The sequence below is a fragment of the Micromonospora sp. RTBAU3-60 genome (assembly GCF_054963695.1).
Genome location: NZ_JBUEGB010000106.1, coordinates 1 through 14,438 on the forward strand (window position 1 = coordinate 1; position 14,438 = coordinate 14,438).

General features: G+C 70.3%; 15 protein-coding genes. 11 read left to right on the forward strand and 4 right to left on the reverse strand.

The genetic code is table 11. The features are described from left to right. The 3 genes from ACY34I_RS38180 to ACY34I_RS38190 form a co-directional block, all read left to right on the forward strand. Positions 1–309: zinc ribbon domain-containing protein (locus ACY34I_RS38180; RefSeq protein ID WP_462760054.1), on the forward strand; the 309-nt coding region annotated here is incomplete at its 5' end. 154 nt (positions 310–463) lie between these two features. After that, positions 464–1,693, forward strand: coding sequence for an IS110 family RNA-guided transposase (locus ACY34I_RS38185; RefSeq protein ID WP_462760055.1), 1,230 nt, complete (start codon positions 464–466; stop codon positions 1,691–1,693). Then, complete coding sequence (locus ACY34I_RS38190; protein WP_462760056.1) at positions 1,690–2,274, forward strand: hypothetical protein; 585 nt, start codon at positions 1,690–1,692, stop codon at positions 2,272–2,274. The genes ACY34I_RS38185 and ACY34I_RS38190 overlap by 4 nt, the downstream gene beginning before the upstream one ends. A 450-nt stretch (positions 2,275–2,724) precedes the next feature. Here ACY34I_RS38190 and ACY34I_RS38195 read toward each other — a convergent pair whose 3' ends face one another. The 3 genes from ACY34I_RS38195 to rpmF are packed head-to-tail and all read right to left on the reverse strand — an operon-like array spanning position 2,725 to position 4,747. After that, complete coding sequence (locus ACY34I_RS38195) at positions 2,725–3,330, reverse strand: class I SAM-dependent methyltransferase (RefSeq protein ID WP_462760057.1); 606 nt, start codon at positions 3,328–3,330, stop codon at positions 2,725–2,727. Positions 3,331–3,332: 2 nt separating this feature from the next. Beyond that, positions 3,333–4,571: a GTP-binding protein gene (locus ACY34I_RS38200; protein WP_462760058.1), complete on the reverse strand. Its 1,239-nt coding sequence runs from the start codon at positions 4,569–4,571 to the stop codon at positions 3,333–3,335. Then, positions 4,568–4,747, reverse strand: a complete 180-nt coding sequence (rpmF, locus tag ACY34I_RS38205; protein WP_462760059.1) for a 50S ribosomal protein L32 — start codon at positions 4,745–4,747, stop codon at positions 4,568–4,570. Before rpmF ends, ACY34I_RS38200 begins: the two co-directional genes overlap by 4 nt. A gap of 450 nt (positions 4,748–5,197) precedes the next feature. Here rpmF and ACY34I_RS38210 point away from each other — a divergent pair, with 450 nt between their 5' ends. The 8 genes from ACY34I_RS38210 to ACY34I_RS38245 all read left to right on the forward strand — a co-directional run bounded on the left by ACY34I_RS38210 (position 5,198) and on the right by ACY34I_RS38245 (position 13,474). Beyond that, the gene (locus ACY34I_RS38210) at positions 5,198–5,374 is read left to right on the forward strand and encodes a hypothetical protein (protein WP_462760060.1); all 177 of its coding nucleotides are present in this window, start codon (positions 5,198–5,200) and stop codon (positions 5,372–5,374) included. 21 nt (positions 5,375–5,395) lie between these two features. Next, positions 5,396–6,124, forward strand: coding sequence for a class I SAM-dependent methyltransferase (locus ACY34I_RS38215; RefSeq protein WP_462760061.1), 729 nt, complete (start codon positions 5,396–5,398; stop codon positions 6,122–6,124). A 208-nt stretch (positions 6,125–6,332) separates the two neighbouring features. Beyond that, positions 6,333–7,529, forward strand: coding sequence for a WxL protein peptidoglycan domain-containing protein (locus ACY34I_RS38220; protein WP_462760062.1), 1,197 nt, complete (start codon positions 6,333–6,335; stop codon positions 7,527–7,529). 59 nt (positions 7,530–7,588) lie between these two features. Next, a complete protein-coding gene (locus ACY34I_RS38225) occupies positions 7,589–9,178 on the forward strand; it encodes a TIGR03773 family transporter-associated surface protein (protein ID WP_462760063.1) in 1,590 nt (529 codons plus the stop codon). A gap of 15 nt (positions 9,179–9,193) precedes the next feature. Continuing rightward, positions 9,194–10,828: an anchored repeat ABC transporter, substrate-binding protein gene (locus ACY34I_RS38230; RefSeq protein ID WP_462760064.1), complete on the forward strand. Its 1,635-nt coding sequence runs from the start codon at positions 9,194–9,196 to the stop codon at positions 10,826–10,828. A 44-nt stretch (positions 10,829–10,872) separates the two neighbouring features. Next, positions 10,873–11,811, forward strand: a complete 939-nt coding sequence (locus tag ACY34I_RS38235; RefSeq protein ID WP_462760068.1) for a choice-of-anchor M domain-containing protein — start codon at positions 10,873–10,875, stop codon at positions 11,809–11,811. 26 nt (positions 11,812–11,837) lie between these two features. Next, entirely contained in the window at positions 11,838–12,551 is a 714-nt protein-coding gene (locus tag ACY34I_RS38240; protein WP_462760070.1) for an anchored repeat-type ABC transporter ATP-binding subunit, read from the forward strand. Further along, positions 12,551–13,474 carry an anchored repeat-type ABC transporter permease subunit gene (locus ACY34I_RS38245; protein ID WP_462760065.1) on the forward strand — a complete coding sequence of 308 codons (924 nt, stop codon included), beginning with the start codon at positions 12,551–12,553 and terminating at the stop codon, positions 13,472–13,474. The genes ACY34I_RS38240 and ACY34I_RS38245 overlap by 1 nt, the downstream gene beginning before the upstream one ends. A gap of 175 nt (positions 13,475–13,649) precedes the next feature. Here ACY34I_RS38245 and ACY34I_RS38250 read toward each other — a convergent pair. After that, a partial coding sequence (locus ACY34I_RS38250; RefSeq protein WP_462760066.1) for a zinc ribbon domain-containing protein occupies positions 13,650–14,438 on the reverse strand: 789 nt, incomplete at its 5' end.

The window sequence follows — 14,438 nt, forward strand, 5'->3', positions numbered from 1 at the left end:
AGGTGGGCCGTGGACCAGGCCATCGCCTCCCGGGCGACCGTCATCTACGTCGAAGACCTGCGGTCCTTGGAAGCACGGGGCATGGGCGCCACCCTCAACGTCCAGCTGTCGCAGCAGGTGCGTGGGCAGATCGTCGACCGGATGCGGCACCTCGCCGCCGAGGCGGGTATCGCCGTCGTCACCGTCCCCGCGCGGAATACCTCGAAGCACTGCCCGCAGTGCCTAATGGGAGCTGCCGAGCGAGCCGTTGGCAGACTCGGCACCGGCAGCCGTGGGCGGGTGAGCACTCGCAGTGCCTGGACCTGTTGAGTCCTAGGGTCAGAACGTGCCCCCGCTCGTGGTCGGGAGAGGAACGGCTGATGGGGTGTCGTGCCCGCTGACGTTGCGTGAGCACTGGTCCATTAGGCCGCCGGGCTCTTCCGCGGGCTGCCGACGGTGTCCCTGTGGTGGAGCGGAGGCGGATGTGCTGTTTGTCGGTGACGACTGGGCAGAAGATCATCACGATGTGGAGGTGCAGGACGAGCACGGCCGGCCGTTGCGCTCCGCGCGGCTGCCCGAGGGTGTGGACGGTATGGCCCGTTTCCACGACCTCGTGGCCGGGTTCCTGCCTGAGGATGCCACGCCGGCGCAGGTGCTGGTGTGCATCGAGACCGATCGCGGGCCGTGGGTGCAGGCGCTGGTCGCGGCCGGCTATCAGGTGTACGGGGTCAACCCGAAGCAGGCCGCCCGGCACCGGGAGCTCGTGTCGATCTCCGGTGCCAAGAGCGACAAGGCCGACGCGCGTACCCTGGCGGACATGGTGCGGACCCGCCGGCACCAGCTGCGGCAGGTCGCCGCGGACTCTGACATCGCCGAGGCGGTCAAGGTCGTCGCCCGCGCACACCAGACGCTGATCTGGGAACGCACCCGGCACACGCTGCGGTTGCGGGCGGCGCTGCGGGAGTACTTCCCCGCCGCGCTGCAGGCCTACGAGGCGCTGACACTCACCGGCTCGGACGCCCTGGCGCTGCTGGCCAAGGCGCCGACCCCGGCCACAGCGGCCAAGCTCACCGTGGCGCAGATCAGTGCCGCGCTCAAACGAGCCCGCCGACGTGACATCGCAGCCAAAGCGGCAGCGATCCAGCAGGCACTGCGCACCGCGCACCTGGGCCAGCCCGAGATCGTCACCGGCGCGTACGCGGCAACCGTCCGCGCCACGGTGGCGATCCTGCAAACTCTCAACGCCGAGATCCGCACCATGGAAGGCCAGGTCGAGGCGCATTTTGGCCAGCACCCGGACGCTGAGGTCTACCTCAGCCAGCCCGGCATCGGCGCGATCCTCGGCGCCCGGGTGCTCGCCGAGTTCGGTGACGCTCCCGGCCGCTACACCGACGCCCGCTCCCGCAAGAACTACGCGGGCACCGCCCCCATCACCCGCCAGTCCGGCAAGACCAAGACGGTGCACGCCCGGTTCGTCCACAACGACCGGCTCGTCGACGCCCTACACATGCAGGCAGGCGTCGCGATCCTGCACGACACCGCCGTACGCGCGTACTACGACGAACTCCGCGCCCGCGACGTCAGCCACCCCGCCGCCCTACGCCAGATCGGCAACCGCCTCGTCGGCATCCTCCACGGCTGCCTCAAGACCCACACCCACTACGACCAGGCCACCGCCTGGTCACACCGAACCGTCGTACGCGCTGCTGCTTGACACCTCAGCTCCTGGGATGTCTGACCCCGCTACGGCACTGCAAGGCCCCCGACAAGCCCACGGTGGCGGGCTGGAAGTGGGCCGTCTGCCCCGACCAGTCCTGCCGCTGGCAGGGAGACCGCGACCAGGGCGCCTGGCGGCGCATCGCCGCCCGCGGCCTGACCCATCAGGCAAAGACCGTCATCGACAAGACCAGCGGGCACATGGTCATCCGCGCCGTGGTCGACAAGCTTGAAGCCTCCGCGGTCATCAAGAAGAGCCACCGGGGGGACCGGTCGAAGGCCGGTCCCACCCGGCGCAAGCCACCACGCCCCGCGCCCAGGCGACGCAGGGCACCCTCCCCCACCCGGCCCCACAGCCTGGCGGGAAAGCGTCCGGAGGGACACGCACCAACGGACCGGCTGAGGCTGCCCCGCGCAGCCCACCGACACCAGGGCGTGAACACGACCAGCACACCCACCACCGGCCACCAGCCACGCGGAGCCACGTTGGGCGCAGGATTCCACTTCCACGCCCACGCGACCCCACCACGGTGGGAAACGATCCCGGAAACACAACCCGACTCAGGATCACTAAGCTGATCAGGGACGCTGACGACCTCGTCCACCTGCTGCTGCTCCACCGGCCCGGCCAGCAACCCCCGCCTGCCGGGCGTATCGCTTGAACGCTCTTCCGGCAGCAGCAGAAGCGCCGGTGCGCGGTGACAGACGCCCAGACACTCCCCGCGGATGAGGACGCCGTTCCTGCTCTGATGTACCACATCGCGAAGAACATCCAAGAGGTCAGGGTGATCGACCTCCGTCGCCCTGGCTCCGGCACCAGCCCGCAGGGCGCGGCACCGGTGGCCGTCGCGGAGCGCTACCGTGACACCCGTGGAGTTCGAGGAGTCGCCGGTCACGGCATGCCCTCGGACGCCGGCATGGCCAGCAGCGCATGGTCACCTTGCCGCCAGACTGTCACCGCGGAACTGAAACCCGCTCGAGACGCGGCCTCGCGGTGCCACCGGACCGGCGCCACGAACTCCGCGCTGGTCAGCCCGGCCAGAGCGGCGGCGCGTCGGCGCAACAGCGACTCCAGCGCACGATGCCCGCCCAGCTGACGCCACCAGTCTGTCCACGGATCCTCACCACCGCCCTGCTGCCGCTGTCGCGATGGAGGTGGTGATTCGTCCGGGATGATGTCGGCCACCAGGAGCAGCCCGTGCGGGTGCCGCATCTGCTGCGCCTCGGGGCGTGCCAGTTTCGTAGGCGCTGCTCGGGTAGGTAGTGCACGGTCATGATGGCCAGCACCAGGTCGAACGGGCCACCAGCAAGCGACGTCCAGCCCGGCGAGGCGATGTCGGTGCAGACCGTGCGGGCACCGGTCGGCAGGGCCGCGTGGGCCAGTGCCAGCAGCACCGGATCGACGTCGAGCACGGTGACCTGTACGTCGGGCCAGCGGGCAAGGATGGCGTCGGCGGTGGCGCCCGGCCCGCCGCCGACATCGAGCACCCGCTGCGGCGGCCGACCGAGCAGCGCGTCGACCGCATCCAGCCCAGCTGTGACGAGTTCCTTCCGGCCCGGCTGGTAGTGGCGCATCATGGCTTCCCAGTCGCGCCGCCACCGGGTGACGTCCTGGGCGGCGAGGACGATCCGCATCGTCAGACCGGCACCGTGGTCGGTTCGGCATGGTCGTGGTCGTGCAGGTCGCCGAGATCCCATTCGGGGAACGGGTCGGACAATGCCCGCCACGCGTCCGCCCCGGCAGAGATCTCGGCGTCGGTAAGCAGGCAGCTCTCCAGCGCCGCGCGCAGGCCGTCGGCGTCCAGGCCGACGCCGATGAGGACGAGTTCCTGCTGCCGGTCGCCGAAGACCGGATGCCAGCGGGCTTCCAGCTCGGCCCGCTCGGCGGGATCCTCCGGCCATTCCCCGGAAACCGCGACCGGCACACCGACCGGATCACAGCGGCCGGACGGTCCGGCCTGCGACCACAGGGCCTGCACATCCGGCCGGGCGGCCAGCCACAGGAAGCCCTTGGAGCGCACGACGCCGAAGCGGTCAAGCCCGTCGGTGAGCAGATCCCACAGCCGCTGCGGGTGGAACGGTCGGTGGTCGCGGAACACGATGCTGGAGATGCCGTACTCCTCGGTCTCCGGCACATGCTCGCCGTTGAGTTCGGCCACCCAACCGGGCGCGGTCTCCGCGCGGTCGAGGTCGAACCGGCCCGTGTTCAGGATCTCCACCGGCGTCACCCGCCCGTGCACCGCCCGGATCTGCCGGGCCGCAGGGTTGAGGCGGGTCAGCAGCGCCTCCACCACGGCCAGGTCGTCCGCGTCGACCAGGTCGGTCTTGTTGACGACCAGCACGTCGGCAAACTCGATCTGGTCGACCAGCAGGTCGGCGATGCTCCGGTCGTCACCCTCGTACGCCGACAGCCCGCGCTGCTCCAGCGTTTCCCCCGCCTCGATGCGGGCCAACAGGCCGGCGGCGTCGACCACCGTGACGGTCGTGTCCAGGCGAGCCAGGTCGTCGAGCACCTGCCCGTCTTCCACGCCGAAGGCGAACGTGGCCGCCACCGGCATCGGCTCGGAGATCCCACTGGACTCGATCAGCAAGTAGTCGAAGCGACCCAGCCGCGCAAGCCGGACCACCTCGTCCAGCAGGTCGTCGCGCAGCGTGCAGCAGATACAGCCGTTGGTGAGCTCCACCAGCCGCTCCTCGGTCCGCGACAGCGCCCCACCGTCGCGGACCAACGCGGCGTCGATGTTGACCTCACTCATATCGTTGACGATCACCGCGACGCGCAGCCCGTCCCGGTTGGCGAGGACGTGGTTGAGCAGGCTGGTCTTGCCGGCCCCGAGGAAGCCGGACAGCACGGTCACCGGCAGGCGGCCGGTCACGGCTCCCCCACCACCTGGCGCCCCTTGTAGAGGCCGCAGTGCGCACAGGCCCGGTGCGGTACCACCAGCTCCTTGCGTGGGCATGGGCACGGGGTCAGCTGCGGAACCTGAGCCTTCCACTGCGCCCGGCGGTGCCGGGTGTTCGATCTCGACGTCTTCCGCTTCGGTACGGCCACAGCAGGTCTCCTTCACTTGTCGTCTGGCAGACCTGCAAACGATAACGGTTTTCGTTTAAGCCTTCCATGGCGGGTCACCCGGGATCGGCCTGCACGGACCCGCGAGCGAGCGCGGCAGGAGACGGCGCAGGCACCGCGGAGTCGAGCGGCCACTGGAGGCGCCGGTGCAATCGCCGCCTGGCTGGTGCGCCTGCAACGTCGGAACTACAGCAGGCCTGGCGCCCATCAATACCCCCTGTGCGGCCAGGGCCGCCGCGACGAGGCCGCCACGCAACCCGCAGCGGCCGGCTCGCCGGGATAGGCCATGGGCCAGCCGCCGCCGGGCCCGGAAAGCGTTGACCTCCCCGGCAACCGAGCGGCGATTTGCATCCGGCCTACAGCTTGACAACGGTTTTCATTTGCTGGAAGGCTACGGCCGACGGGAGGAGAGCTCATTGCTCGCCCCGCGCGATGGGCCGGCTGCGGCACCAGCCCCGGATCACGCTCGACCTGGGGTTGCTCGTGGTCACCCACGACCTGTCCGTGTCGCGGCGGCTCGTCGACGTCCACCACCAATTGCGACTGCTCGGGCAACGCGTCAACGCCGCGCTCGGCGCCCCGCCAGCCCTGCCACACAAGCCCTACTGAATGCGAGAAGGGAGTGGACCGATGAGCGCGGACTCGTACGCGGAATCCGGTGAGTTCATCGACGTGCTCAGCCACGACGCCTGGCGAGCCCTACGCACCCCGGTCACCGACGCACTGCGCGACGCCCGGCCCGACCAGGGCCCGATCGTGGACATCGGTGCCGGCAGCGGCCTCGGCACCCTGGTGGCCGCACGTGCGGTACCCGACGCCGAGGTGATCGCGGTCGAGCCGTCGCCAATCCTGCGCGCCGCGCTGCTCGCCCGAGTGGTCGGCGACGAGGACCTGCGACGGCGGGTCACCGTCCAAGCCACCGACGCCGACGGCATGACCCTGCCGGCGCGTCTTGGCGGCGTACTAGCGATGAACATGATCGGGCACCTGGCGCCGGACCGGCGCCGGCAGCTGTGGGCCGACCTGCGACCCCGCCTGGAGCCGTCCGCGCCACTGGTGGTCACCCTCCAGCCGCCATCAGAACCCATGACGGTGCCGGAAACCACCTTCGCGTCGGTGCCGATCGGCCGCCGCCACTACGAGGGCAGCGGCGGTGCCCGCCCAGCCGGCCCCGACTCGGTTATCTGGACCATGCGCTACCGAGTGATTGACGAGGACGGCGCCGTTGAGCGGGAGCTGGTCGCTGACTACCCGTGGTACGTCCTGTCCGCACAGACACTGCGACACGAGCTGGCCGCCGCCGGCTACGCCGTGACCACCGGGGACATGGACGTCATGGTGGCCACCCCTACGGCCTGATCCACGGCAGCCCGGGTTCAACGGCGGCCGCGACGGCCCTCGACAAACATGAAGACCATTGCCGCCATGACCGGGTCAGATGACTGGAACTGGTGGAACTTGGGCCGACTGGCGGAGGACCCGACTGGGCTACGTCAATTCGCCGCCCATGACCGCCTCCCCCACCCCGGCCACGTCTCGACCCTGAAACGGATCTGCTGACTGCACTATGCGCTCGCTCATTACTGTCCCCGTCGTCGTCCTGCTTGGCATCGCACCGCCGGCAGTCGCACCGGGACCGACGCCCACACCGTTACCGGCTGGCGACTCTCCTGCCCGTCGGGTGCCAACGGCAGCAACGTGGGGGGTGAGCCCGTCAAGCCCGAAGGGGCCCAACGGGCGTGCGGTATTCACGTACAAGCTCGATCCCGGTGCCAGGCTGACCGACTACGTCGCCGTCACGAACCACTCCGCGCGCCCAATCACCCTGCGCGTCTACGCCAGCGACGCCGTCACCACCCAGCAAGGTGGCTTCGACCTGTTGCCGGCGGCGCAGCAACCGGTCGACGTGGGCTCCTGGGTCAGCCTCACCGCCCGGACGCTGACCATCCCGTCAAGCTCCCGGGTCGACGTGCCGTTCACGGTGACCGTGCCGGTCAACGCCACCCCCGGGGATCACGTCGGCGGTGTCGTGGCCTCCCTCACGGCAACCGCAACCGACGCGCAGGGCAACCAGGTGGCGGTCGACCACCGGGTCGGCACCCGCATCTACCTGCGGGTCACCGGCGAGCTCCGGCCGGCGCTGGCCCTGGAAGACGTGCGGGTGCACCACCAAGGTTCAGGCAACCCGTTAGCCGGCGGTGCGATCACCGCCACGGCCACGGTCCGCAACACCGGAAACATCCGGCTCGCAGGCCGGCCGACGGTGGAAGCCGCAGGGCCGTTCGGCTTGAATACCGTGGCCGCGTCCGGCACGGAGCTGCCGGAGATCCTGCCCGGAGACGCGGTGCGGACCACCGTGCGGCTCACCCGGGTTACGCCACTGTTCCGGCTGAGCATCACCACTGCGGTCACCCCGAGCCCGGTCGACGGACAGGTCCTCGACCCGCCCCCGGACACCGTGTCCCACCGGGTGACCGTCTGGGCCGTGCCGTGGTCCCAGCTGCTGCTACTGCTCCTGATCGCCAGTGCGATCTGCGCCTTCGTGACGGTCCGCCACCGCCGACGTCGGCGGGCGGCCCGGGACCTGGAACGAGCCCTCGCCGCCGCCCGCGACCAAGGTCGCGCCGAGGCGACCACGACAACAGCCTCACCGACCGCACCGCCCCGAGGCGAAACGACCACCGGCGCCGGGCCACACGGAAACGGACAGGGTCCCGACGGCGCACCACCAGCGCCCGCGTCCACACCCAGGGTCGAGGCATGACCACGCGCGGCCCGGTTGGCCGCAACGTCCAGAGACGACGAGTCCAGGTAGGGAGAATGATGAGCACAGCACGTGTGCGTGCCGGTGGGGCCGGGTTCGCCCTGGCCGTACTGGCGCTGACCGCCGGTGCTGTACCGGCGGGCGCCGCCCCGGTGTCGGTCGACGCCGCCGGAGCGGATCTGGTGTCCGTGTCGGTCGTCGACAATGCGCTCACGCTGCGCATCCGCGACGCCGCACAGGCCGCTAGACAGTCGGTCGGGCATGACCCGGCCGACGTGACACTCGGCCCGGACGGCGGAGTGGCCGTACGGATACCGCAGAACAAGGCCTTCTCGTTTCTCGGTAACCCTGGCAAGGCCGTCTGGTCGCTCACACCAGGGGACACCGGTCTACCCACGCTCGACACCACGGGTGTGAAGCGTGGTGTGCTCCGGGGAGACGCCGTGCTGCTGTCGCTGACGGCGGTGGAGGGCCCCGGAAACTTCACCGCCTACACACTGTCCGGCCTGGGGGCGCCAAAGCCGCTACTCAGCGGGGTCGCGCGGGACGTCGCGCTGCCAGCCGCGACCCGCACTCCCGTGGTGTGGGCATTCGACGCGGCCGGGGACTATCAGCTGACCCTGGAAGCGTCGGCGACGTTGCCGACGGGGCGGATCGTCACCACCGAGGCGACCTACCGAATCACCGTCCCGCCCATCCAGCCGGGGCCGGCGGCGCCGCCACCCGCTCCAGCCGCTCCGGTCGAAGCGCCGTCCGCGCCGCAGGCGCTCGCCAAGAAGATCACCGGCGCCCCCCAGGCCGCGACGCCGTCGACCTCGTCACCTGCGGCCGCAAACGCGGCCAAGGCCAAATCGGCGACCAGCGGTTCACGCCGAGTGATCTCCGATGGGCACGTCGACATGGGGCCCCAACTGTCCGGTGGCGACTTGCGGATCCGCGTCCGGGACGACACCGCCACCCCACCAGTGTGGCGAGAACTCGCCGACGTGGTCCTGCACGTCAAGGACAACGCCAAGACCGCGGTGCCGGCCGGGGCGGACTTCCTCGGCAAACCGGGAGAGACGATCTGGTTGCTGCCCCAGGCGCAGCAGGCCGGGATTGTGTGGCCGGGCTGGAACACCCAGCACGAGTCGGTCGTCACTGGCACCCGGGGCAACGTGACCTGGACCCTCGCCGGCGTCGACGGTCCAGGACGGTTCACGCTCTTCCTGACCGGATCGTTCGGCAACGCCAACGTCCTGTTCGACTCGGCCAAGAGCCTGCCACAGCGGCTGGCAATCCCACCGAACACGCACGCCCACGGCAACTGGGCCTTCAGCAAGCCGGGCCTGTACCGCCTTGCCGTGCGGATGAGCGCCACGACCACCGCCGGCCGGACGGTCACCGACAGCAAGACGCTGACCATCGCGGTGGGCGACAACACCGACCCCGGCTCCGGCTTCGGCGGCGGATCCGGCACCGGTGGTGTCGGCAACTCCGGTGGTGACGGCGGTTCCTCCGGCGCCGGCCGGTTGCCCCGTACCGGAGAGTCCTGGGTCATCCCGGTCACCGCTGGTGGGCTCCTGCTCGTGCTGGTCGGAGCGCTGCTGCGGTTCGCCGGTCGTCGTCGCCGCGGCGCGGCGGCGGCACCCGCCGGACCCACCCCCTAGCGCGGGGAGAGGAGGATGCAGGTGTCCGCTGTCGGTTCCGCCGCTCCCCGCGCCCGTCCGCGGCGAACCGGCCCGTGGCCGCGGCTTCTGGTGTTGCCACTGCTGATCGGGGTGCTGGCCGGTTGCCGCGCCGGGGTGGCGTTGAGCGCGCACGACGAGCGGGTCCAGGTCATCACGACCACCGGGATCCTGCGGGACCTGGCGAGCCGGGTCGGCGGCGATCGGGTACGGGTCAGCTCGCTGGTGCCGGACGGGGCCGATCCGCACAGTTACGAGCCGTCGCTACGGGACGTGCGCAACGTCGTGTACGCCGATGTCGCGTTCAGCAACTATCTGCTGCTGGAGGAGCAGGCCGTCATCAAGGCGCTGGACGCGAACCTGCGCGACGGCGTGCCGAACATCTCTCTGGCCGAGGGGGCGGTGAAGTACGCGGCGGAGATCATCCCCCTGGTCGAGGACGTCTCGTTGGACACCATCTGGCTGGGCATGCGGGTCCGCGGCACCGGCTCGGCGCACGGCGCGAACCGCTCCTCCGACGTTCTGCTCAGCGCCACCGCCGCGCACGGCCCGGGTGACATGGTCGCCTACCTGACCGAGTCGTTCGGCAATCCGTCGTTCTACGTCGACTCCGCCGACGGGTTCGAGCCCGCCAACGGCTACCGGGACGACACGGCCCGCCTGCCCCCGGACGCGCACACCCACATGAGCTGGGCGTTCACCAAGCCGGGCATCTATCGGCTGACGATGCGGGCGCAACTCGCGGTCACCCCGCAGGCGGCACCGGTCCCGCTCGGCGAGCAGGCGTTCACCTTCGCCGTCGGGGTGGATCCGCACTCGGTACCGGGCATGCCGGGCGCGGCGGTGCTGAACTCTGGACACGCCGACCTCACCGCGGACATCGACCAGGGGCGGCTGTACGTGTTCGCCGATCCGGAGGGCAGCGGCGAGGCGAACCAGCGGGTGTACGACCCGGCCCACACGGTGATCGAGGTGCCGAGCAAGGCGCTGCTGGAGGTGCCCGGCGACCGCAGGTTCCGGTTCCTCGGCCGGCCCGGCACGCGGGTGTACCAGTTGCCGCAGGCGGTGCTCGGCAAGCACGTGCACGGGGAGATCGACCCGCACCTGTGGCAGAACGTGCGCAATGCGATCTCCTACGTGGAGCTGATCCGAGACACGTTGATCGGGGTGGACCCGCCGGGCGCGGCAACGTACCGGGCCAACGCCTCGGCCTACGTGCGGGAACTTGAGCAGCTGGACGGCTACGTCCGGGACACCATCGCTCAGATACCGCCGTCGCGGCGGCACCTGGTCACCACGCACGACGCGTTCGGTTACCTGGGCCAGGCGTACGGGGTTCAAATTTCCGGGTTCGTCACCCCGAACCCGGCCACCGAGCCGAGCCTCGCCGACCGGCGCCGGCTCACCGAGACGATCCGCAACCTCGACATCCCCGCCGTGTTCCTGGAACCGAACCTGGCGGCCCGCTCCACCACCCTGGGCGAGGTGGCCCGGGAAGAACGGCTGCGGGTCTGCTCGATCTACGGCGACACCTTCGACGGAAACGTCACCAACTACGTGGACATGATGCGGTTCAACGCCCAGTCGCTGCGCGATTGCCTGACCGGGGCGGATCGAGGGAGGGACAAGTGACGGCACGACGGGCGCGTTCACGCGCGGTGCGGACGGCGACGGCGATCAGCCGATGGGCGGTCACGACCCTGGTCGCGGTGGTGGCGACGCAGACGCCCGCCGTGGCTGGGCAACCAGCGCCGAGCCCGGGTCAGTCGATCGCGGCGGACCAGCCCATCGCCGCCGGCCGGGCCGTGCTCGACGCCGGGCACGTGGACATCGGCCCCCGCTACGTCGACGGCCAGTGGACCCTGCTCATCCACGACGGCACACAGCAGCGGCCGGTGTGGCGCAGCCCCGACGAGACCGTGCTACGCGTCTCCGACGCCGCGCTGCAGCCCGTTCCCGACGATCCCGCATACGCCTTCCTCGGCATCGACGCGGGCAAGCGGGTCCACGTGGTGCCGCAGGTGCAGAACCAGGACGTGGTCTGGATCGGCTGGAACACCCAGGACCCCCAGGTGATGCAAACCATCGACCGCGGCGCCACGCTGAACCTGCTCGGCGTACGCGGACCGGGCACGCTGACCACGTTCCTCCAAGCGGGCAACTTCGCCGCGCCGCAGGTGTTGTGGCGCTCCGCCGAGCCGGCGGCCCAGCCGTTCTGGGTCGAGGTCAACACCCACACCCACGCCAACTGGGTCTTCTCCACTCCCGGCGTCTACCTCGTCACCGTGCAGGTGTCGGCCGACCTGATCAGCGGCGAGAAGGTCTCCGCCACCCGGACGCTGCGCTTCGCAGTCGGCGACACGACCAGCACCGACGAAGCCTTCGCGGCTGCTGTGGACCGCGACCCCATGCCGGTTGGCGAGGCGGCAGCCGGCGGGTCCCGCGACGCCGCTGACGCACCAGCCGACATCTCGCCGTTGCCGCTGGTCGTCGTGCTGGCGGGTGCCGCGCTCCTGCTCACCGCCGGCCTGGTCCTGGTCCTGCTGCGCGGGCGCGGCGCGAAGCGCCGAGCCGAACGGGAGCGCGCCACGTCGCCGTCGGAGGGTCAGCCGTGAGAGCGCTGGACATCGAACACCTGGACGTGGACCTCGGCGACCGGCCGGTGCTGCGCGACGTGCGGCTGCACCTCGACCGCGGGGAACTGGTAGGGCTGCTCGGCCCCAACGGAGCCGGGAAGACCACCCTGCTGCGCGCCATCCTGGCGCTGGTTCGTACCAGGGGCGGCCGGGTCCTGGTGGAGGGCAAAACGTCCCGGCCCGGACGCTCGGCGATCGGGTACGTCCCGCAGCGCCACGAGTTCACCTGGGACTTCCCGATATCGGTGGAGCAGGTCGTGCTGAGCGGCCGGACCGGTCGGATCGGCCTGCTCCGGCGGCCCGGCGTGGCCGACTGGCGGGCGGTCGGCGACGCGCTGGACCGGGTACGCCTGTCCGCGCTGCGCGGCCGGCCCGTCGCCGAACTCTCCGGAGGGCAACGTCAGCGCGTCCTGGTCGCGCGGGCCCTCGCGCTGGCGCCGAGCATCCTGCTGCTCGACGAGCCGTTCACCGGACTGGACATGCCCACCCAGGAACTGCTGGGCGACCTGTTCGCCAGCCTCGCCCGGGAGGGTCATGCGGTGCTGATGACCACCCACGACCTGGTCGCGGCGATGGAATCCTGCACCCGGCTGGTCCTGCTCAACAGCCAAGTCATCGCCGACGGACGGCCCGACCAGCTCCAGGACGTCGAGGTGTGGATGCGCACCTTCGGGGTCAGCGAGACCTCCCCGCTCCTCAAACTCGTAAAGGCCGGCTAGTGTCCATCACCGACTTCCTCACCGACCTGCTCAACCCCGACCTCGCGTTCCTGCCCAAGGCACTGGCAATCGCAGTCATGTCCAGCATCGTCTGCGGCGTGGTCGGCTGCTACGTCGTCCTGCGCGGAATGGCCTTCATCGGCGACGCCGTCGCTCACGCCGTCTTCCCCGGCCTCGCCATCGCCTTCGTCCTCCAGGGCAGCCTGGTACTCGGCGGCGCCGTCGCCGGCGTCGCCACCGCACTGCTGATCGCGATCTTCTCCCAGAACCGGCGAGTCAAGGAAGACTCACTGATCGGCGTCTTCCTGGTCGCCACGTTCGCCCTCGGCATCGTGATCATCTCGCAAGCGCCCGGATACTCCGGCTCGCTGCAACAGTTCCTGTTCGGCTCGATCACCGGCATCCCGGACCGCGACCTCTACCTGGTGGGAATCACCGGCCTGATCATCCTCGGGCTGGTGCTCGCGCTGCACAAGGAGTTCGTCGCGGTCTGCCTGGACCGCGAAATGGCACGCTCGATGGGCCTGCCCGTCTTCTGGCTCGACATCGTCCTCTACGTCCTGGTGACCCTGGCCGTGGTGATCTCCCTACAGACCATCGGCAACATCCTCGTCCTGGCCCTGCTGATCACCCCCTCCGCGGCAGCCCGCCTGCTCACCGACCGACTCGGCGTGATGATGCTGCTCGCCCCGACGATCGGCGGCACCTCCGCGCTCGTCGGGCTGTACCTGTCGTGGAGCTATGACACCCCGGTCGGCGGCACCATCGTCCTGGTCGCCACCGCTATTTTCCTCGCCGCCTGGTTGTTCGCCCCACGGCATGGACTGCTCGCCAAACACTGGCGACGCACGCGACCTTCCGGCGAGGCAGAACCCCTCACCGGCCCGGCCACCGCAACCGGGCTCATTTCGCCAACGCGCTGATCCGTCCCGAGCTGCCCGCCTCTAGAGGGCCGCCGCCGTGATCGTGGTTGCCGGTTCGGCTCCGTCAACGCCTCGATCGGCGACGACCCGCGGCGCAGTCTGCGCATGCCGCTTCGGCAAGCCATCCATGTCATCAATATTGGTGGTCCGCCGAGTGGGTGCCAAGCGTCTCTGATCAGCTTAGTGATCCTGAGTCGGATTGAGTTTCCGGGATCGTTTCCCACCGTGGTGGGGACGCGTGGGCGTGGAAGTGGAATCCTGCGCCCAGGGCGGCTCCGCGTGGCTGGTGGCCGGTGGTGGGTGTGCTGGTCGTGTTCACGTCCTGGTGTCGGTGGGCTGCGCGGGGCAGCCTCCGGTCCGTTGGTGCGTGTCCCTCCGGACGCTTTCCCGCTCGGTTGTGGGGCCGGGTGGGGGAGGGTGCCCTGCGTCGCCTGGGCGCGGGGCGTGGTGGCTTATGCCGGGTGGGGCCGGTCTTCGACCGATCCTTGCGGCTGGTCTTCGTGGTCGGGGTGACGACGGCTGTGGCTTCGAGTTTGTCGACCACGGCGCGGATGACCATGTGCCCGCTGGTCTTGTCGATGACGGTCTTGGCCTGATGGGTCAGGCCGCGGGCGGCGATCCGCCGCCATGCCCCGTGGTCGCGGTCTCCCTGCCACCGGCAGGACTGGTTGGGACAGACAGCCCACTTCCAGCCCGCCACCGTCGGCTTGTCGGCGGCCTTGCGATGCCGTAGCGGGGTCAAGCACTGCGGGCAGTGCTTCGAGGTGTTCCGGGCAGGCGTGGTGACGACGGCGATACCCTGTTCGGCGGCGAGGTGCCGCATCCGGTCGACGATCTGCCCGCGCACCTGCTGCGACAGGCGCGTGTTGAGGGTGGCGCCCATGCCCCGTGCTTCCAACGACCGCAGATCTTCGACGTAGATGACGGTCGCTCGGGAGGCGATCGCCTGGTCCACGGCCCAGCG

Bases quoted from the DNA above. Each gene is read 5' to 3' on its own strand.
- ACY34I_RS38225 (WP_462760063.1), top strand. From the start codon at position 7,589: ATGAGCACAGCACGTGTGCGTGCCGGTGGGGCCGGGTTCGCCCTGGCC.
- ACY34I_RS38220 (WP_462760062.1), top strand. From the start codon at position 6,333: ATGCGCTCGCTCATTACTGTCCCCGTCGTCGTCCTGCTTGGCATCGCA.
- ACY34I_RS38230 (WP_462760064.1), top strand. From the start codon at position 9,194: ATGCAGGTGTCCGCTGTCGGTTCCGCCGCTCCCCGCGCCCGTCCGCGG.
- ACY34I_RS38215 (WP_462760061.1), top strand. From the start codon at position 5,396: ATGAGCGCGGACTCGTACGCGGAATCCGGTGAGTTCATCGACGTGCTC.
- ACY34I_RS38195 (WP_462760057.1), bottom strand. From the start codon at position 3,330: ATGCGGATCGTCCTCGCCGCCCAGGACGTCACCCGGTGGCGGCGCGAC.
- ACY34I_RS38210 (WP_462760060.1), top strand. From the start codon at position 5,198: ATGGGCCGGCTGCGGCACCAGCCCCGGATCACGCTCGACCTGGGGTTG.